We start from the raw sequence: 17,535 nt of genomic DNA on the forward strand, positions 1-17,535 counted from the left end.
TCTTGTTTGAATGAAGCTGGCATACAGGTTAGGGCGCCAGCCTCACACGAACAATCCGATTATCGACTATCTGTTCGATTATCGAACAGTACAGCAGCGTTCTTCAGGTAGCGTCGGCGTGGCTGACCCGGCTCTTGATCAACAAGGCCACGGTGGCCAGCACGGCGGGGACGACCAGCGCCGTCAGCACCTGTTCGAAATTCCAACCCAGGCCAAGCAGTGTCGCGCCCATCCAGGCACCCAGGATTGCGCCGAAACGACCGATGCCCAGCATCCACGACACACCGGTGGCGCGCCCCTGCGTCGGGTAGAACCGCGCGGCCAGCGACGGCATCGCCGACTGCGCGCCGTTGACGCACATCCCGGCGATCAGCACCAGCGTCGCCAGCACTGTGATGTTGCCTAGGCTTTGCCCTACCGCGTAGGCGAATACGCCAGCCAGCAGGTAGAACGTGGCGATGACCTTGTGCGGGTTGAACCGGTCCATCGCCCAACCCACGCCTACGGCACTCAGTACACCGCCGAACTGGAACAGCGCGCCGATGAAGGCGGCCTGCTCGAGGCTCGCGCCGCTGTCGCGCATCAGCGTCGGCAGCCAGCTGGTCAACAGGTAGACGATCACCAGACCCATGAAGTAGGTCAGCCACAGCAGCAAGGTCCCGGCACGGTAGGTGCCCGAAAAGATCACCGCCAGGACGTTGCTCGCTTTGACGGTTTTCTGTTCGGGAACGCTGAAACGCTCGGCCCGCGCCACTTGCTCAGGGTCGATCGGTGCAAGGGTGCGACGGATTTTTTCCACGCTTTTGTTGCGTACCACTAGGTACCGCGCCGACTCGGGCAGCCAGACCATCAGCACTACCGCCAGCAGCAGCGGCAGCACACCGCCGAGCAACAGCAGGCTGTGCCAGCCGAAGGCAGGAATCAGCTTGGCGGACATGAACCCGCCACCGGCCATGCCCAGGTTGAAACCGCAGAACATGCTGGTCACCAGCAGCGAACGAAAGCGTTCGGGGGTGTATTCGGACAACAGCGTGGTGGCGTTGGGCATACCCGCGCCCAGCCCCAAGCCGGTGAGAAAGCGCAGGATCAGCAGTTGATCGACGTTGCTGCTGTAGGCCGATGCCAGGCTGAACCCGCCAAACACCAGCACCGCCCCAACCAGCACCAGCTTGCGCCCGAAGCGGTCGGCCAAGGGCCCGGAGCCCAGCGCGCCGAACACCATGCCAATCAGCGCGGCGCTCATCACCGGCCCGAGGCTGGCCCGGTCGATGCCCCACTCCTGCGACAGCGCGGGCGCGATGAAGCCCATGGCGGCGGTGTCCAGGCCATCGAGAAAGACGATCAGGAAACACAGGATGACCACGCGCCATTGGTAGCGCGACAGCGGTCGGTCGTTGATCAGGGTCTGCACATCCAGGCACACCCCTGCAGCGTTGGCAGGTCTGTTCATTATTGTTCTTGTCATTGTAGTTATTCGGGAAAGACGGGCACATCGACACATGCCTGAGCAGTCGATGCGATGGACATTAGTCAGCGCGCCCCGGCCCGGTCAATCGCGCACCTGCAGATGTGTGCGGTCACCGCACTGCAATGCCCACGCTGGCCACGATGGTTCAAGCGAACAGTTGCGCACTCAAGTCGCGGCTGGCAGCCAGCATGATCGGCAGGAAGCGTTGCTCCAGTTCCGCCCGCGTCACTCGACCGGCGTGGGTGCTGACGTTGAGCGCCGCCAGCACCTGGCCCGACGCGTCGTACACCGGCACGGCAATCGAACGCAGGCCCTGCTCCAGCTCCTGATCGACGATGCACCAGCCCTGCTGGCGAACCCGCTCCAGGCATTCGAGCAATGTCACCTTGCTGGTCAAGGTACGGCTGGTCTTGGGCGCAAGGTCGGTGTGCTGCAGGTATTCGTGCAACGAGGCGTCGTCGAGCGCGGCGAGCAATATGCGGCCCATGGAGGTGCAATACGCCGGCAGCCGGCCGCCCACCGACAGGTCCACGGAGATCAGCCGCTGGGTCGTGGCCGAGCGCGCGATGTAGAGGATGTCGTCGCCTTCGAGCGTGGCCATGTTGCAGGCTTCGTGCAGCTGCTCGCTCATGCGATCCAGATACGGCTGTGCAGACACCGCCAGGGGTGTCGACGACAGGTAGGCATGGCCAAGGGTCAGGACCTTGGGCAACAACGAGTAGGTGCGCCCATCGGTGGTGGCGTAGCCCAACTTGATCAGGGTATGCAGGCAACGTCGCACGGCGGCCCGAGGGATTTCGGTGCGGTGGCTGATCTGCGCGATGGTCAGGTGTCGCTTGCGCTCTTGGAATGCCTGCACCACCGCCAGCCCGCGGGCCAGCGAGGTCATGAAGTCAGGATCGCCGGTAAACGCCTGGATGCGCTTGGCCGGCGATGCCACGATCGGCGGAGCCAGGGAGCTGAACGCAGTTCGCTGGGGCACTGTCGAGGCTGCCGGTGGAGTGTCTTCGCTCATCAAACTGCCCTCTGGATACTGGGAACTGCCCAGGGCGATTATCGAACCAGCGGGCGATAATCGCAAACCTGTACAGCGGGCGTTTCGTGGTCAGTGCTGAAACTTATCCCTGTTTGCGTTTTCCTAGTGTGTATCGAGTCGAGCTACACACATTCGATGACAGACCCAGGTGCCCCGTTGACACTGCGACTCGCTACAATGCGTTCGCCAACTGGCACGGCGCTGGAGAAACCTTGTCAGCCGGTTTCAACTTTCCATTTATCAGAGTAATGAATGTGACGAAAGACGAACTGCGCGCGCAACTGGAGCGCCAGGAACAACGTTACAAGGAAGTCTACGGCGGCGAGATCACCACCTACGCTGCTCAGCCGGAACCCGAACGCAAACCTTGGCGCAAACGCGCCAGCATTGTCGATCTGGCATTCCAGGAAGAGATCCAGAAGATCGAAAAAGACCTGCAACAGCCTAACGCCTGATATTGACGTGGCACGACGCACCGCGCCGGCCCTGCCACGTCAATTGCCATCAAAAATGCGTCATGTGGCGATAGATTTCATACGCCCGTTTGAATTATCCAGGGTTGTATGCGGGACGTTGCCTGCTACCGATAGCCCGAATTTTCGGGGCCAAGGTGCCTGCTGCATTGGCGTCAGCCCTCGCCACTGCCTGCTGAATGCCGGAAAAGCGGACCCACCGGTCAGCGCCTGGGGGGTCATAACGCCTCGATTTCTGGCATAATCGCGCCCCCTCAATGGCCCGGTCACAAAACCTTCATGATCGAATTATTCAGCGCACTGGATGCGTGGGTGTTGGTCAGCCTGTTCTTAGCGCTGGCGTTTGTTCTCACCTTCGAATTCATCAACGGCTTTCATGACACCGCCAACGCGGTGGCCACAGTCATCTACACCAAGGCAATGCCGCCGCACCTGGCCGTATTCCTGTCCGGTATCTTCAACTTCCTCGGCGTGCTGCTGGGCGGCGTTGGCGTGGCCTACGCGATCGTCCACCTGCTGCCGGTGGAGTTGCTGATCAACGTCAACACCGGACATGGCCTGGCCATGGTGTTCTCGCTGCTGGCCGCGGCCATTACCTGGAATCTGGGCACCTGGTATTTCGGCATTCCGGCCTCGAGCTCGCACACCCTGATCGGCTCGATCCTGGGCGTGGGTCTGGCCAATGCCTTGATCAACGACATCCCACTGGGCGACGGCGTCAACTGGCAGAAGGCAATCGACATCGGCGCCTCGCTGGTGTTCTCGCCCATCGCCGGCTTCGTGGCGGCGGCCCTGGTGCTGATCGGCCTGAAATGGTGGCGTCCGGCGTCCAAGATGCACAAGACCCCAGAGCAGCGGCGCAAGCTGGACGACAAGAAGCACCCACCGTTCTGGAATCGCCTGGTGCTGGTGTTGTCGGCCATGGCCGTGAGTTTCGTGCACGGTTCCAACGATGGCCAGAAGGGCATCGGCCTGATCATGCTGGTATTGATCGGTATCGTCCCGCAGCAGTTCGTACTTGACCTGAACTCGACCACCTACCAGATCGAGCGGACCCGCGACGCGACCCAGCACTTGAGCCAGTTCTACCAGCGCAACCAGGCCACCCTGGGTGAGTTCCTGGCGCTGGGCAAAGCCCAGCAGGGCGATCTGCCAGAGAAGTTCAGCTGCAATCCGCAGCAGACCGAACCTACCATCGCAGCGCTGTTGAGCACGCTTGAAGGTGTCTCCGACTACCATTCGCTGGCGGCCGAGCGTCGCATCGAAGTGCGTCGCTACCTGCTCTGCCTGGATGACACGGCGAAGAAGGTCGGCAAGTTGCCAGCACTGGAGCCGCGTGAGAAATCCGACCTCGAAAAGCTGCGCAAGGACCTCACCGCAACCACCGAATACTCGCCGTTCTGGGTCATCCTGGCCGTGGCGCTGGCCTTGGGTACCGGCACCATGGTCGGCTGGAAACGCGTGGTGCTGACCATCGGCGAGAAGATCGGCAAGCAGGGCATGACCTACGCCCAGGGCATGTCGGCGCAGATCGTCACAGCGTGCGCCATCGGCGCAGCCAACGTGTTCAGCCTGCCGGTGTCGACTACCCACATCCTGTCCTCGGGCGTCGCTGGCACCATGGTGGCCAACAAGAGCGGGCTGCAGGGCGGCACGGTGCGCACCATCATGCTGGCATGGGTGTTGACCCTGCCAGCCTCCATGGGCCTGGCGGCTGGACTGTTCTGGTTGGCGAGCCGACTGGTCGGGTAGGTAATGAGCGACAGTTGCAAAAAGGCGCCCGCGGGCGCCTTTTTGCATGGGTGGGAAAACGCTGGACGCTACTTGCGCTTGCTGCCGCCCAGCAAAGACCCCATCAAGCCGCGGACCAACTGGCGACCGAACTGGTTGGCCGCCTGGCGCATCGCTGACTTCAATGCCTGCCCCGCCGCGCCACTGAGAAACTCGCCGGCCTTGTCGGCCAGGCTTGGCGCGGGCGGCTGTGCAGGGTCCGCGGCGGGCGCCAGCTTGCGCGCGGTCAGCAGTTCATAGGCGGACTCGCGGTCCACCGGCTGATCGTAGCGCCCGGCCAGTGCAGAGTGGCGGACCACGGCGGCACGCTCGGCGTCCGTCAGCGGGCCGATACGCGACTGCGGCGGCGCGATCGAGACGCGCCGGACCATCGCCGGGGTGCCTTTCTCCTCCAGCGTTCCGACCAAGGCCTCGCCGGTGCCCAGCTCGGTCAGCACCGCCAGGGTGTCGAACGCGGGGTTGGGGCGGAAACCTTCGGCAACCGCCTTGAGCGCTTTCTGCTCTCGGGCGGTGAACGCCCGCAGACCGTGCTGGATGCGCAGGCCCAGTTGGGCCAGCACCGCATCGGGCAGGTCGCTGGGGGACTGGGTGACGAAGTACACGCCGACGCCCTTGGAGCGAATCAACCGCACCACTTGCTCCAGGCGATCCTGCAGGGCTTTGGGGGTGCCGTTGAACAACAAGTGGGCTTCGTCGAAAAACAGCGCCAGCAACGGCTTGTCGGCGTCGCCGCGTTCGGGCAATTGCTCGAACAGCTCAGCCAGCAGCCACAGCAGGAAGGTGGCGTAGACTTTCGGCGCCTCGTGCACCAGGCGGCTGGCGTCGAGCAGATGGATGCGGCCGCGGCCATCGGCGTCGGGGTGCAGAATGTCTTCCAGGCGCAGGGCCGGCTCGCCGAACAGCGCTTCGGCGCCCTGCTGCTCCAGCGTGGCAAGGCGGCGCAACAGGGCCTGGCTCGAGCCCGTGGTCATCAGCGCGCTGTCGTCACCGAGCAGCTCTGGGTTGTCCCGGAGGTGGTTGAGCAGCGCCTTGAGATCCTTGAGGTCGAGCAGCAGCAAGCCTTCGCGGTCGGCTACCTTGAAGGCGGCGTACAGCGCGGATTGCTGGCTGTCGGTGAGTTCCAGCAGGCTGCCCAGCAGCAGCGGCCCCATTTCGCTGAGCGTGGTGCGCAGCGGATGGCCGGACTGCCCATGAATGTCCCAGAGGGTGACCGGGCAGGCCTGGGGGCGGTACTCCAGCCATGGCATCTGCGCAATCCGCTCGGCGATCTTGCCCTGCGGATTGCCACCGGCGCCCAGGCCGCACAGATCACCCTTGATATCGGCGGCAAAGACCACCACCCCGGCCTCGCTGAATGCCTCGGCCAGGCGCTGCAGGGTGACCGTCTTGCCGGTTCCGGTGGCACCGGCGATCAAACCGTGGCGGTTGGCCAGGCGCAGGTCCAGACCCACTGGCTCGCCGCTCAGGTCGGCACCGAACAATACGTGTCGGGCATCCGTCATGTTGCACCTCTGCTGTTATTCAATGAAGCCTGACCCAGCGTAATGCCAAACCGGCCGGTGTGCAGGAAAAAATCCTGGGTGAATCCAAGTCGCTGACGAATCGCGCCGACGCGGCTATCATCTCGCCCACGACGGCCCGATGCCGGCCCATACGGACTCTTCCATGCAGCGCACTCGCCTTTCCCCTCCCGCGAACCTCGCGACGACTCGCCTACCATGAGTCGTATGCTGTGGCTGGTTCTGATCATCGCCGTCGCCGTGCTCATTCCCATCGTCATGGGCGGCAGCGAAATGCTCCAGCGCCTGCGCGGGTTCTCGCTGCTTCTGCTATTGGGCATGTTCGGCATGATCTGCGTCGGCTGGGTGGTGAATGCCATGCGCCTGCGGCTGCTGCTGGCCGAGCAGGCCGCACGCATCGGTCGGCTGAAGACGGTTGCGGTAGTGATGGCGGCAGAGTTCGCCTATTGCGCCACCCCGGGCGGCAGCGGCGCACCACTGACCCTGCTGGCCTTGCTGGGACGCCAGGGCATCGGCGCGGCCAAGACCAGCGCCGTGTTCGCCATGGACCAGCTCAACGACCTGATGTTCTTCTTCTTCGCCCTGCTGTGCATTCTGGTCTACGCGCTGTTTCACAACCTCAGCCAGGCACTGGAAAGCATGCTGCTGGCCAGCGGGGTTCTGATGACGGCCGCGTTGATCGCCTGTGCGGTACTGGCGCGCTATCACCGTCCGGTGATCAAGATCAACGGCCGGCTCCTGCAATTGCTGCGCATCAAGCCCGCCACACGACGGCGCTGGGCGCGCAAACTGCTGCATTTTCTCGACGCTTTCGCTGACAACTTCCGCCTGCCCCGCCGCGTGCTTGCCCAGGTGTTTGCCTTGACCTGCGTGCACTGGACGCTGCGCTACAGCGTGCTGTATTTCACTTTGCAAGGGCTGGGCAGCGAGGTGGACTGGGCGTGGAGCTTTCTGATTCAGATGCTGGCCCTGAGCGCCGGCCAGTTCAGCCTGTTGCCCGGCGGCGCGGGCGCCGCCGAGCTGGCCTCGGCCGCCCTGTTGGCGCCCATGGTAGGCAAGTCGACCGCTGCCGCCGCCATTCTGATCTGGCGGCTGGTCACCTACTACTTCTACCTGATCGCCGGCGGCCCGGTGTTCGTCGCCCTGTTGGGCAAACCCTTGCTCAACAAGCTGCTGCGGGCCCGCCAGGCTTGACCGCAGCGGGCGTGTCGACGTCGCTGGCAGGCTCGCCCTGCTGCTGTTCCCGCAGCTGCTGCGCCCACAACGCCTCGGCACCCGGAAAATCGGTGCCGTGCTCCTCGCTCAGCGCCTCGGGATCGAAGCGGCTCGCACAGCCCGCACCGAGCACCGGCAACGGCTTGGCACTGGCCTTGTCGCCCGGCTCGTCCATGCTCAGCTGAAGACTACGGTCTTGTTGCCGTGCACCATCACGCGGTCTTCGAGGTGATAGCGCAGACCACGGGCCAGAACCATTTTCTCGACATCGCGACCGAAGCGCACCATGTCGTCGATGCTGTCGCTGTGGCTGACGCGAACCACGTCCTGCTCGATGATCGGGCCGGCGTCCAGCTCCTCGGTGACGTAGTGACAGGTGGCACCGATCAGTTTCACGCCGCGCAGCGAGGCCTGGTGGTAAGGCTTGGCGCCGACGAAAGACGGCAGGAAGCTGTGGTGGATGTTGATGATCTTGCCGGCATAGGCCTGGCACAACTGCGGTGGCAGAATCTGCATGTAACGCGCCAGCACCACGACATCGGCCTGGTGCTGATCGACCAGGCGCGAGACTTCGGCGAACGCCGGCAGTTTGTCCTGAGGGTCGACCGGCACGTGGTAGAAGGGAATGCCATGCCATTCGACCATGCTGCGAAGGTCGTCGTGGTTGGACACCACGCAGGCGATGTCGCAGTCCAGCTCGTTGCTGTGCCAGCGGTGCAGCAGGTCGGCCAGGCAGTGGGATTCGCGGCTGGCCATGAGCACCACGCGCTTCTTCTGCGCGGTGTCGGTGACCCGCCATTCCATGGCGAATTCTTCGGCGATGGGCGCGAAGGCTTCGCGGAAGGCGTCGATGTCGAACGGCAGGGTGTCGGCACGAATTTCGTGGCGCATGAAGAACCAGCCGTTCTGGTCATCGGAGTGGTGGTTCGATTCGCTGATCCAGCCGTTGTGGGACGCCAGGAAATGGCTGACTTTGGCAACGATGCCAACGCGGTCCGGGCAAGCGGTCACCAGCCGAAAAGTGCGCATGTATTCAAACTCCAGAAACTTCGCAAAGGGCGCCATTCTAGCGGCTGACGGCCGAATCTGCAGTATTGATTGCAGCCTTTCAAGCGTGTCGCACATCCGCCCCGCTCCACCGAACGGGTCGGCCGGCACACTGTCGATGGAGTCACAGGTATTAAATAGATCTGCCCGGTAATGACATGAAAAATCATTCACCTCGATGTTGCAGGCACTGTCGGTATCAACGCTGTGTTTCCGTTAAATGTTTACTTGGCCTCGGTGGATGCTTATTATCACGACACTGTTTCCACTGACACTTGCATTACCGAGGTATGACCATGTCCCTGATCAACGAATATCGCGCAACCGAAGAGGCTATCAAAGAGCTTCAGGCACGCTTGAAGAACCTGTCCGAAGACGACAAATTGCAAACCGAACTGGAATTCGAAGGCAAACTGCGCACCCTGATGGGCGAATACCAGAAATCACTGCGCGACATCATTGCCCTGCTGGATCCGGAAGCCAAGTTGAACAAGGCACCGCGCCCTGCCACAGGCAAAGTTACCGGCACCAAGCGCGCGCGCAAGGTCAAACAATACAAGAACCCGCACAACGGTGAAGTCATCGAGACCAAGGGTGGCAACCACAAGACCCTGAAAGAATGGAAAGCCAAATGGGGTGGTGACGTGGTCGAAAGCTGGGCCAGTTTCCTCGGCTGATCGCTACATCGTTTGGATCGCAGTCTGTAGATCACAGCCTGTAGATAAAAAAACGCCAGTCCTGTGACTGGCGTTTTTTATGGCCGCGACTTCAATTCAAGTCGGCTGTAGGCCCAGGCGCGCCGCCAGTGCCTGCGCGTAGGTCTGCCAGTGATTCAGCACCTGGGTCTGCGCCGGATCGGCCTTGACCATGCAGTCGGCCAGCGCGGCATTGAAACCTTGCAAAGTATTGGGCGCGCCCATTAGTGGATCACTCAGGCGCTGTTGGCAGAATTGCAACCAACGCTGTGTTTCAAGAGGATTCAGGGTATGCGGAAAGTTGCGCGCCCTGTAGCGGAACAACAATTCAGGCAGGCGCTCGTCATCGAATACCCACTGAGCTGTCGCCAACTGTTCTGGATCCAATGTGCGAATCCGTTCGCACAATAACCGGTCGCGGTCACCGATGAACCCGTCATACAACTGTTGTTCCGGATCGACACTCTCGGAAAACGCCTGCGCTTGATACAACGGTGACAATTTGTAATGCCATTGCGGTTGGGCATCGCACAAACGCATTGCCCGAGCTTGATAAAGCGGCTTGTCCAGATTCAGGCGCTGCCAATCTTCGTCGCGCAGTACGCCGAGCGGGGCTATTACCGGGCAGCGATTGATGTGCAGAAGTTTCAAAGGCAATGGCGCCTCGCCCTCCGCGAGATCCTCGCGGCGTTTGTACAGACGCTCTTGCAATACCTCGATACTTTGCTCGATCAACGGCTGCGGATCATGAGCCAGGTCGTAGACAATCAAGGCATTGCGATTCTTTGGATGCCAAGCCAATGGCAACACCACCGCGGCATAGCGTCGCGCTGCGCCGAATTGCCCGGAAACATGTACCAGCGGCTGCAACAGCTGGATATTTTCCTGCACTCGTTGTTTGCCACGCAATTGGAACAGCCAGTCGTAGAGCCGGGGTTGGCGCTGACGGATCAAGCGTGCCAGGGCAATGGTGGCACGAACGTCGGACAAGGCGTCATGCGCCTGGCCATGGTCGATGCCGTTGGCGGCCGTGAGCAACTCCAGGCGCATGCTCGCCCGTCCGTCCACCTGCGGCCAGTGGATGCCCTCGGGGCGCAGCGCATAGGCAGCGCGAACCACGTCGATCAAGTCCCAACGGCTGTTGCCACCTTGCCACTCGCGCCCGTAAGGGTCGAAGAAGTTGCGATAGAGGCTGTAGCGGGTCATTTCATCGTCGAAGCGCAAGGTGTTGTAGCCGGCCCCGCAGGTACCGGGCATCGCCAGCTGGGCGTGGACCCGGGTCATGAAGTCGGCCTCGCTCAGGCCGCGATCGGCCAGGCGCTGCGGAGTGATGCCGGTGATCATGCAGGCTGCCGGGTGCGGGAGAATGTCGTCACTGGGCTGGCAGTACAGATTGACCGGCGCCGCGATCTCGTTCAGGTCTGCATCGGTACGGATGCCGGCGACCTGCAAGGGCCGATCGCAGCGCGGATTGATACCGGTGGTTTCGTAGTCGTACCAGAAAATGCTGGAAGTCACTGAGGTGTCCTGTGCGCAGTTGCGCGACAGTGTAGAGCCCTGCCCCGCATGAGGCCACGGTTGTCGGGCGGCCTCAGCCCCGGCGCCGAAACACCGCCACGCTGAGGCGATCCATCCAGCCGAAAATGCGTTGCTGAACCCGCCCCCAGAACGGCCGACGGCGCCAATCGGCCAGGCTGACTTCGTGGCTGGCGGCGAAGTCGGTGATGAAGCTGCGTTCCACTGCCGTAGTCAAGCCAGGGTCCAGCGCTTCGAGGTTGGCTTCCAGATTGAAGCGCAGGTTCCAATGGTCGAAGTTGCACGAACCGACACTGACCCAGTCGTCGATCAAGACCATTTTCAAATGCAGGAAACAGGGCTGGTATTCATAGATCTTGACCCCCGCCTTGAGCAACTTCGGGTAATAGTTATGGCCGGCATAGCGTACCGATGGGTGGTCGGTGCGCGGACCGGTGAGCAACAGCCTGACGTCGATGCCGCGGCTGGCGGCGCGACGCAGCGAGCGGCGGACCTTCCACGTCGGCAGAAAATACGGTGTCGCCAGCCAGATGCGGCGCTGTCCGCTGTTCAGTGCGCGCACCAGTGACTGCAGAATGTCGCGATGTTGCCGGGCATCGGCGTAGGCGACCCGACCCAGCCCCTGGCCGCCGTCGGGCATGGGCGGCACGCGCGCCAAGCCGAAATGGGTAGGCGGACGCCAGGCGGTGCGCCGCAGGTTGGCGCGCCATTGGCGGTCGAACAGCATCTGCCAGTCAGCGACCAAGGTGCCGGTCATGGCCACCATTACCTCATGCCATTCGCTGACACTTTCATTCGGCTGCCAGAACTCGTCGGTGACACCGGTGCCGCCGACCATCGCCCATTGCTGGTCCACCAGCAACAGTTTGCGATGGTCGCGGTAGAGGTTGCGCACGCCCCGGCGCCAACTGATCGGGTTGTAGAAACGCAGCTCCACCCCGACGTCGGTCAACTGCGCGCGCAGTTCTGCGGTGAAGGCCAGCGAGCCGTAGTGGTCGAACAGGCAGCGTACATGCACGCCCCGTGCGGCCGCCGCGTGCAGTGCCTGGACCACGGCCTGGGCACAGGCGCCGGCCTCCACCAGGTACAGTTCCAGATCGATCGCGTGCTCGGCCTGGCCGATGCGCTCGAGCATGCGCGGGAAGAACTGCGGCCCGTCGATCAGCAACTCGAATTCGCTGCTCTCGCGCCACGGAAACACCGGCCCGCCCATGTCAGCGCCCCTGCATGACAGATAGGGTCGCTTGCAAGCCGTTCGATTCACGCATGGGCAGTCCTGTAACCAGGTGGATGGAGACATCGGTGGCGGGTGCAGGCAGACCAGGTTCGGGCCGGTTCATCCGTCGCTCCCGGGAATCAATCGGCAGCCTTGCCGGGGCCCAACCCAGGCCGCCGTATTGCTGCGCCCCAGGCCGCTGGCCATAACCCGCCGCTGGCCAGCGTCCTCGCTCAGGCTGCTGAGCGGCAGATACTGCTTGATGTAGCTCTGACAGTAGTCGGCACTGTTTTGCAGCACATAGCGGCACGAACAGTATTCCTTCGCTGAAAAGGCGCTGAGAATGTCGGGAAAGGCCAGCAACTGCGTGCGTTCGTGCCACAGCCAAGTGGCCGCCGCCAGCGACAGCAGCAGGCCGAGCGCCGCCCAGGCGCGCTTGCCAGTGCTCATTGGCCACCCGGTGCGGCGAAGGCGGCCACGATCCGCTGCAACAGCGCATCGTGGCTGAAGCTGCCATCGCGGTCGTCGGCATAGCGCACCACCACCAGGCGTTGCTCGGGCAGCACGTACAGCGCCTGTCCCCAATGCCCCAGTGCTGCCATGGTGCTGCGCGGAGCATGGGGCCAGGCCATATTGCTGTTGAGCCACCAGTGCGCGCCTGCTGCGGGCTCTCCCGCAACGTGCTCACTCGGGGCGAACGGCGTGCGGTTGAAGGCCACCCACGCCTGCGGCAGCAATTGCCGGCCACGCCATTGACCATCGCGCTGCATCAGCAGGCCCACCCGGGCCAGATCGCGCGCGGTCAGGTAGGCATAGGACGAGGCGACGAATGTGCCGCTGGCATCGGTTTCCCACACCGCCTGGTCGATACCCAGAGGCGTGAACAACGCCTGCCAGGGATAGTCCGGGTACTCGTGCAGGCCGACCATGTTGCGCAGCGCTGCGGCGAGCAGATTGCTGTCGCCACTGGAGTAGCGGAAATGTTCGCCGGGCACGTAGGCACGCCGGTGGCTCGCCGCATAGCTGGCCATGTCGTGATGACCACGGGTGTAGAGCATCGCCACCACCGAGGAATTGAGCGGTGCATATTCGTAGTCTTCCTGCCAGTCCAGCCCCGACGCCCAGTGGAACAGGTCCTGCACGCGTATATCGCGGTGCTGGGCTAGGGGCTGGAAATAGTCAGCGGCGGCATCCTGCAGGGCAAAACGCCCTTCGCCATAGGCCACGCCCATTACCGTGGCCAGCAGGCTCTTGCTGATCGACCAGGTGGCATGCACCCGGTCGGCAGCACCGGGGCCGGCGTAGCGCTCGTAGACGATCTCGCCGTCGCGGACCACCAGCAGCGCATCGGTGCGCACGCCTTCGCGCACGGCGTCATCGCGGGCGACGAACGCGTATTGCTCCAGGGCGGCAATGGCCGGCGACGCCGGTGCCGGTGCCTGGTTCCATCGTTCGGATGGCCAATTCTGCGCACCCACCGGTAACGCGCACAGCAGAGAGATCGACAGGATAAGCAGACGCGGCATGCGGGGAAGGCTCGTGATCGAGGTTGGAGCGAGTGTGCAGTGCGGGTATGACAGCCGTTCGCTGCAAGAGTTGTGTGGCGTATGGCAGTCGAGGGCTGTCACGCAAGCATCACCAAAGCTTCATGGTGATGACACCGGGTCTTCCTAGGCTGGCCATGCCTAGCAAAATCGACCTGCCGCACTCACCGGCCGGCTTTTGGAGACTTGCAATGACTCAGATCGCACGCTCTGGCGACACCCGTACCGAACGCCGTCTGCACGCCGAACGACTTGTCGGCCCGCAAGCTCTGCACGAGGCCCAGGCCCTGCGCTTCGCCGTGTTCAGCACCGAGCTCAACGCCAAACTCAAGAGCGCCGAGCAAGGTCTGGATATCGACGACTACGATGCCCATTGCCAGCACATCGGGGTGCGCGACCTGGCCACCGGGCGACTGGTAGCAACCACACGCCTGCTCGACCACCGCGCTGCCGACCGGCTGGGGCGCTTCTACAGCGAAGAAGAATTCAGCCTGCACGGCCTGCGCCACCTGCAAGGCTCGATCCTGGAAATCGGGCGCACCTGCGTGGCCCCCGCCTACCGCAACGGCGGCACCATCGCGGTGCTATGGGGCGAGCTGGCGGAGGTGCTGAACGAAGGTGGCTACGACTACCTGATGGGCTGTGCCAGCATCCCGATGCAGGATGGCGGCATCCAGGCCCAGGCGATCATGCAGCGTCTGCGCGAGCGCTACCTGTGCACCGAGCACTTGCGCGCCGAGCCGAAGATGCCCCTGCCCAGCCTGGACATTCCAGGCAACGTCATTGCCGAACTGCCGCCGCTGCTCAAGGCCTACATGCGCCTGGGCGCGAAGATCTGTGGCGAGCCATGCTGGGACCCGGATTTCCAGGTTGCCGACGTGTTCATCCTGCTCAAGCGCGACGATCTCTGCCCGCGCTACGCTCGCCACTTCAAGGCGGCCGTGTGATGCCGCGCTGGCGCGTGTACGCGCGCATCCTGCGCCTGCTCTGGGTGATCGGCCTGGGCCTGGCGCTGGCCGCGATGTTCAGCCTGCTGGAGCGGCTGCGCCTGCCCGACTGCATGGGCCGCCGTCAGCGCTGGTCGCGCTGGTTCATGGTGCGCCTGAGCAACGCGCTGCCGTTCGAGGTGACCGTGCAGGGCGAGTTGCCGCACAAGCCCATGCTGTGGGTCGGCAACCATGTCTCCTGGACCGACATCCCTCTGCTCGGCATGCTGGCGCCGCTTTCGTTCCTGTCCAAGGCCGAAGTGCGTACCTGGCCAGTGGCCGGCTGGCTGGCGCTCAAGGCCGGCACGTTGTTCATTCGTCGCGGCGCGGGCGACAGCCAGTTGATCCGGCGGCAGATGACCCAGCACTTGCGCAACGATCTGGACCTGATGATCTTCCCCGAGGGCACCACCACCGATGGTCACAGCCTGCGTACGTTCCATGGGCGGCTGATGTCCAGCGCCATAGACGCCGGCGTGCCGGTGCAGCCGATCGCGATCCGCTATCAGCGTGACGGCGAGCTGGATCCGATCGCGCCGTTTGTGGGCGATGATGATCTGCTGTCGCACTTGCTGCGCATCTTTGCTCAGCCCCGCGGGCAGGTGTTGATCCAGGTGCTGGCGCCGATCGCCAGCCTGGGCAAGGAACGCGCGGCACTGGCCTATGAGGCTCAGGAGGCAGTGCGCTTCGCGTTGTTCGGGGAGGTTGAGGAGCTGCGGCAGGCGGCGTGAGTCTGGTGTTCCGAGTTGCGTCATTCGCGGGCGGCGAGCCCTCTGCCCGCGAATACGTCAGTACAGTCACCGCCTCTCCCGCGCGAACCCCTGCACCACCGGATAGAACGCGCGGAAATCTTCGGTCAGTGGCGCGTACAGGGCTCGTACTTCCTCGAACCCTCCAGCCAGCCCTTCGGGCTTGGACAACCGCCGTGAGATCCCCTGCAGCACCCGCTCGATGATCTGGAAATCCCGGTACGACCCCAACCAATCCTCGGCGATCATGTGCGGCGCCATGGCCGCCAGCCGCCCCGGCAGCTCAGCTTCGGCTGCCAGCACCCGATAGACATGGTCGGTGAACGCCGTCAGCGGCTGCCGGGAATAGTCCGCCCAGTGCAGCGCCAGGCAATGATCGAAAAACACATCGACGATGATCCCGGCATAGCGGCGCCGTTCGGCCGGGAAGCGGCCGATGGCGCGCAGCACCAGCGGGTGACTGTCGGTGAATGCATCGATCTGCCGATGCAGGCGAATGCCGGCCTCCATGGGTGCGCTGAAGCGCCCTGCCAGCGGGCCTTTGACGAAATCGCCATAGAGGCTGCCGAGCAGTTGCTCAGGTGCAGGACCGCCGAGATGAAGGTGTGCCAGGTAGTTCATGCCGCGCAGCTTAGCACCATTGCGACTGTATCGTTATAACCCGATATAGCCGAATGACCCGTCGTTAGCACACATTCATATTTGTATATCGCGAAATACAGATATATATTTCGCCTCGTCCCGATATAAGCCGAGTACGTCATGTCCCTCGATCTCGACGAAATAATAAAAGCCCTCTCCCACCCCGTGCGCAGGGAAATCCTGGCGTGGCTCAAGGATCCCCAAGGGCAGTTTCCCGATCAGCACCACAGCACCGAAAACGGTGTATGTGCCGGGCAGATCGACCAACGCTGCGGCCTCTCGCAGTCAACCGTCTCGGCGCATCTGGCCACCCTGCAACGGGCCGGCCTGATCAGCAGCAAGAAGGTTGGCCAGTGGCACTTCTTCAAACGCAACGAGGACGTCATCCAGGCGTTTCTCGCGCAAATGAGCGCACAGCTCTGACAAGGATTTTTTCATGCCTTTATCCCTGCTGATCCTGGCGCTGAGCTCCTTCGCCATCGGCACCACCGAGTTCGTCATCATGGGCCTGTTGCCCGATGTGGCGGGCGACCTCGGCGTCAGCATTCCCAGCGCCGGCTGGCTGGTGACCGGCTACGCCCTGGGCGTGGCCATCGGCGCGCCGTTCATGGCCCTGGCCACCGCGCGCCTGCCGCGCAAGGCCGCGCTGGTGGTGCTGATGGGCATCTTCATCGTCGGCAACCTGCTCTGCGCCATCGCCAGCGACTACAACGTGCTGATGTTCGCTCGGGTGGTTACTGCGTTGTCCCACGGTGCCTTTTTCGGCATCGGCTCGGTGGTGGCTGCAGGGCTGGTGGCACCCAACAAGCGTGCCTCGGCGGTGGCCTTGATGTTCACCGGCCTGACCCTGGCCAACGTGCTGGGCGTGCCATTGGGCACTGCGCTGGGCCAGGCGGCGGGCTGGCGCTCGACGTTCTGGGTGGTCACCCTGATCGGCGTGATCGCGCTGATCGGTCTGCTGCGTTTTCTGCCAGGCAATCGCGAAGAAGCCAAGCTGGACATGGTCGCCGAACTGTCGGCCCTCAAGGGCGCCGGGATCTGGCTGTCGCTGAGCATGACAGCGCTGTTCGCCGCGTCCATGTTCACCCTGTTCACCTACATCGCGCCGCTGCTGGGTGATGTCACCGGCATATCACCGCGCGGGGTCACCTACACGCTGCTGCTGATCGGCCTGGGCCTGACCGTGGGCAACATCATCGGCGGCAAGCTGGCCGATCGACGCCTGGGCGCCACCCTGATCGGGGTCTTCGCGGCCATGGCCGTGGTGTCCACCGCGCTGAGCTGGACCGCAGTGGCCGTCATCCCGACCGAAATCACGTTATTCCTCTGGGCCGCCGCGGCATTCGCCGCCGTGCCTGCGCTGCAGATCAACGTGGTGACCTTCGGCAAGTCGGCGCCCAACCTGGTGTCGACCCTGAACATCAGTGCCTTCAACGTCGGCAACGCCCTGGGCGCCTGGATCGGCGGCGCCGTCATCGCCGGCGGCCTGGGCCTGACCAGCGTGCCGCTGGCCGCCGCAGCGCTGGCCGTGCTTGCCCTGATCGTCACCCTGATCACTTTTCGCCAGACCCGGACTCCCGACCTGGCACCCGTCACTCACTGATAGAGGCTGTCCTA

Annotated in this window: 18 protein-coding genes; 8 read left to right on the top strand and 10 right to left on the bottom strand. The window is 63.3% G+C overall.

Annotation, left to right across the window (positions count from 1 at the left end; genetic code table 11):
- Positions 1-103: 103 nt before the first annotated feature.
- Entirely contained in the window at positions 104-1,450 is a 1,347-nt protein-coding gene (locus tag IFT80_RS06205) for an MFS transporter (protein ID WP_122713370.1), read from the bottom strand.
- A gap of 163 nt (positions 1,451-1,613) precedes the next feature.
- Positions 1,614-2,483 carry a pca regulon transcriptional regulator PcaR gene (gene pcaR / locus IFT80_RS06210; RefSeq protein ID WP_185794003.1) on the bottom strand — a complete coding sequence of 290 codons (870 nt, stop codon included), beginning with the start codon at positions 2,481-2,483 and terminating at the stop codon, positions 1,614-1,616.
- Between the two features lie 275 nt (positions 2,484-2,758).
- On the opposite strand from pcaR, the gene IFT80_RS06215 reads away from it, so the two are divergent.
- A complete protein-coding gene (locus IFT80_RS06215; protein ID WP_122479727.1) occupies positions 2,759-2,959 on the top strand; it encodes a hypothetical protein in 201 nt (66 codons plus the stop codon).
- A gap of 297 nt (positions 2,960-3,256) precedes the next feature.
- On the top strand, positions 3,257-4,729 hold the full coding sequence (locus tag IFT80_RS06220; protein ID WP_192057643.1) for an inorganic phosphate transporter: 1,473 nt from the start codon (positions 3,257-3,259) through the stop codon (positions 4,727-4,729).
- Between the two features lie 68 nt (positions 4,730-4,797).
- Here the strand turns inward: IFT80_RS06220 and IFT80_RS06225 are convergent, their stop codons facing one another.
- Positions 4,798-6,270, bottom strand: a complete 1,473-nt coding sequence (locus IFT80_RS06225) for a helicase HerA-like domain-containing protein (protein ID WP_192136990.1) — start codon at positions 6,268-6,270, stop codon at positions 4,798-4,800.
- 216 nt (positions 6,271-6,486) lie between these two features.
- On the opposite strand from IFT80_RS06225, the gene IFT80_RS06230 reads away from it, so the two are divergent.
- Positions 6,487-7,482 (top strand): lysylphosphatidylglycerol synthase transmembrane domain-containing protein, encoded by a 996-nt coding sequence (locus tag IFT80_RS06230; RefSeq protein WP_192057645.1) that lies wholly within the window; start codon positions 6,487-6,489, stop codon positions 7,480-7,482.
- Here the strand turns inward: IFT80_RS06230 and IFT80_RS06235 are convergent.
- Together IFT80_RS06235 and purU are read right to left on the bottom strand one after the other, a co-directional pair.
- Positions 7,451-7,678, bottom strand: coding sequence for a hypothetical protein (locus tag IFT80_RS06235; protein WP_185794220.1), 228 nt, complete (start codon positions 7,676-7,678; stop codon positions 7,451-7,453). The genes IFT80_RS06230 and IFT80_RS06235 overlap by 32 nt on opposite strands.
- A 2-nt stretch (positions 7,679-7,680) precedes the next feature.
- The gene (gene purU / locus IFT80_RS06240; RefSeq protein WP_122479422.1) at positions 7,681-8,532 is read right to left on the bottom strand and encodes a formyltetrahydrofolate deformylase; all 852 of its coding nucleotides are present in this window, start codon (positions 8,530-8,532) and stop codon (positions 7,681-7,683) included.
- A 314-nt stretch (positions 8,533-8,846) separates the two neighbouring features.
- On the opposite strand from purU, the gene mvaT reads away from it, so the two are divergent.
- Positions 8,847-9,227, top strand: coding sequence for a histone-like nucleoid-structuring protein MvaT (gene mvaT, locus IFT80_RS06245; protein ID WP_122479728.1), 381 nt, complete (start codon positions 8,847-8,849; stop codon positions 9,225-9,227).
- Positions 9,228-9,323: 96 nt separating this feature from the next.
- Here mvaT and sbcB read toward each other — a convergent pair whose 3' ends face one another.
- The 4 genes from sbcB to IFT80_RS06265 form a co-directional block, all read right to left on the bottom strand.
- On the bottom strand, positions 9,324-10,763 hold the full coding sequence (sbcB, locus tag IFT80_RS06250) for an exodeoxyribonuclease I (protein WP_192136991.1): 1,440 nt from the start codon (positions 10,761-10,763) through the stop codon (positions 9,324-9,326).
- 73 nt (positions 10,764-10,836) lie between these two features.
- Positions 10,837-11,994, bottom strand: a complete 1,158-nt coding sequence (locus IFT80_RS06255; RefSeq protein ID WP_192136992.1) for a phospholipase D-like domain-containing protein — start codon at positions 11,992-11,994, stop codon at positions 10,837-10,839.
- A 123-nt stretch (positions 11,995-12,117) separates the two neighbouring features.
- Entirely contained in the window at positions 12,118-12,447 is a 330-nt protein-coding gene (locus IFT80_RS06260; protein WP_192057648.1) for an amidase, read from the bottom strand.
- Positions 12,444-13,523 carry a serine hydrolase domain-containing protein gene (locus IFT80_RS06265; protein ID WP_192136993.1) on the bottom strand — a complete coding sequence of 360 codons (1,080 nt, stop codon included), beginning with the start codon at positions 13,521-13,523 and terminating at the stop codon, positions 12,444-12,446. Before IFT80_RS06265 ends, IFT80_RS06260 begins: the two co-directional genes overlap by 4 nt.
- A 209-nt stretch (positions 13,524-13,732) precedes the next feature.
- On the opposite strand from IFT80_RS06265, the gene olsB reads away from it, so the two are divergent.
- Both olsB and IFT80_RS06275 read left to right on the top strand, forming a co-directional pair.
- On the top strand, positions 13,733-14,488 hold the full coding sequence (gene olsB, locus IFT80_RS06270; protein ID WP_185794009.1) for an L-ornithine N(alpha)-acyltransferase: 756 nt from the start codon (positions 13,733-13,735) through the stop codon (positions 14,486-14,488).
- Positions 14,488-15,258, top strand: a complete 771-nt coding sequence (locus tag IFT80_RS06275; protein WP_192136994.1) for a lysophospholipid acyltransferase family protein — start codon at positions 14,488-14,490, stop codon at positions 15,256-15,258. Before olsB ends, IFT80_RS06275 begins: the two co-directional genes overlap by 1 nt.
- Positions 15,259-15,324: 66 nt before the next feature.
- Here IFT80_RS06275 and IFT80_RS06280 read toward each other — a convergent pair whose 3' ends face one another.
- Positions 15,325-15,897, bottom strand: coding sequence for an acyl carrier protein phosphodiesterase (locus IFT80_RS06280; protein ID WP_192053630.1), 573 nt, complete (start codon positions 15,895-15,897; stop codon positions 15,325-15,327).
- Positions 15,898-16,038: 141 nt separating this feature from the next.
- On the opposite strand from IFT80_RS06280, the gene IFT80_RS06285 reads away from it, so the two are divergent.
- Together IFT80_RS06285 and IFT80_RS06290 are read left to right on the top strand one after the other, a co-directional pair.
- A complete protein-coding gene (locus IFT80_RS06285; protein ID WP_043186925.1) occupies positions 16,039-16,341 on the top strand; it encodes an ArsR/SmtB family transcription factor in 303 nt (100 codons plus the stop codon).
- A gap of 13 nt (positions 16,342-16,354) precedes the next feature.
- On the top strand, positions 16,355-17,521 hold the full coding sequence (locus tag IFT80_RS06290) for an MFS transporter (protein WP_122479430.1): 1,167 nt from the start codon (positions 16,355-16,357) through the stop codon (positions 17,519-17,521).
- Positions 17,522-17,535: the final 14 nt, after the last annotated feature.

The sequence above is a fragment of the Pseudomonas sp. CFBP 8771 genome, from assembly GCF_014841695.1.
Taxonomy (GTDB): Bacteria; Pseudomonadota; Gammaproteobacteria; order Pseudomonadales; family Pseudomonadaceae; genus Aquipseudomonas; species Aquipseudomonas baltica.

Coding starts and splice junctions, on each gene's coding strand:
- IFT80_RS06205 (WP_122713370.1), bottom strand. CDS start 1,450: ATGAACAGACCTGCCAACGCTGCAGGGGTGTGCCTGGATGTGCAGACC.
- pcaR (WP_185794003.1), bottom strand. CDS start 2,483: ATGAGCGAAGACACTCCACCGGCAGCCTCGACAGTGCCCCAGCGAACT.
- IFT80_RS06220 (WP_192057643.1), top strand. CDS start 3,257: ATGATCGAATTATTCAGCGCACTGGATGCGTGGGTGTTGGTCAGCCTG.
- IFT80_RS06225 (WP_192136990.1), bottom strand. CDS start 6,270: ATGACGGATGCCCGACACGTATTGTTCGGTGCCGACCTGAGCGGCGAG.
- IFT80_RS06230 (WP_192057645.1), top strand. CDS start 6,487: ATGAGTCGTATGCTGTGGCTGGTTCTGATCATCGCCGTCGCCGTGCTC.
- IFT80_RS06235 (WP_185794220.1), bottom strand. CDS start 7,678: ATGGACGAGCCGGGCGACAAGGCCAGTGCCAAGCCGTTGCCGGTGCTC.
- purU (WP_122479422.1), bottom strand. CDS start 8,532: ATGCGCACTTTTCGGCTGGTGACCGCTTGCCCGGACCGCGTTGGCATC.
- mvaT (WP_122479728.1), top strand. CDS start 8,847: ATGTCCCTGATCAACGAATATCGCGCAACCGAAGAGGCTATCAAAGAG.
- IFT80_RS06255 (WP_192136992.1), bottom strand. CDS start 11,994: ATGGGCGGGCCGGTGTTTCCGTGGCGCGAGAGCAGCGAATTCGAGTTG.
- IFT80_RS06260 (WP_192057648.1), bottom strand. CDS start 12,447: ATGAGCACTGGCAAGCGCGCCTGGGCGGCGCTCGGCCTGCTGCTGTCG.
- IFT80_RS06265 (WP_192136993.1), bottom strand. CDS start 13,523: ATGCCGCGTCTGCTTATCCTGTCGATCTCTCTGCTGTGCGCGTTACCG.
- olsB (WP_185794009.1), top strand. CDS start 13,733: ATGACTCAGATCGCACGCTCTGGCGACACCCGTACCGAACGCCGTCTG.
- IFT80_RS06275 (WP_192136994.1), top strand. CDS start 14,488: ATGCCGCGCTGGCGCGTGTACGCGCGCATCCTGCGCCTGCTCTGGGTG.
- IFT80_RS06280 (WP_192053630.1), bottom strand. CDS start 15,897: ATGAACTACCTGGCACACCTTCATCTCGGCGGTCCTGCACCTGAGCAA.
- IFT80_RS06285 (WP_043186925.1), top strand. CDS start 16,039: ATGTCCCTCGATCTCGACGAAATAATAAAAGCCCTCTCCCACCCCGTG.
- IFT80_RS06290 (WP_122479430.1), top strand. CDS start 16,355: ATGCCTTTATCCCTGCTGATCCTGGCGCTGAGCTCCTTCGCCATCGGC.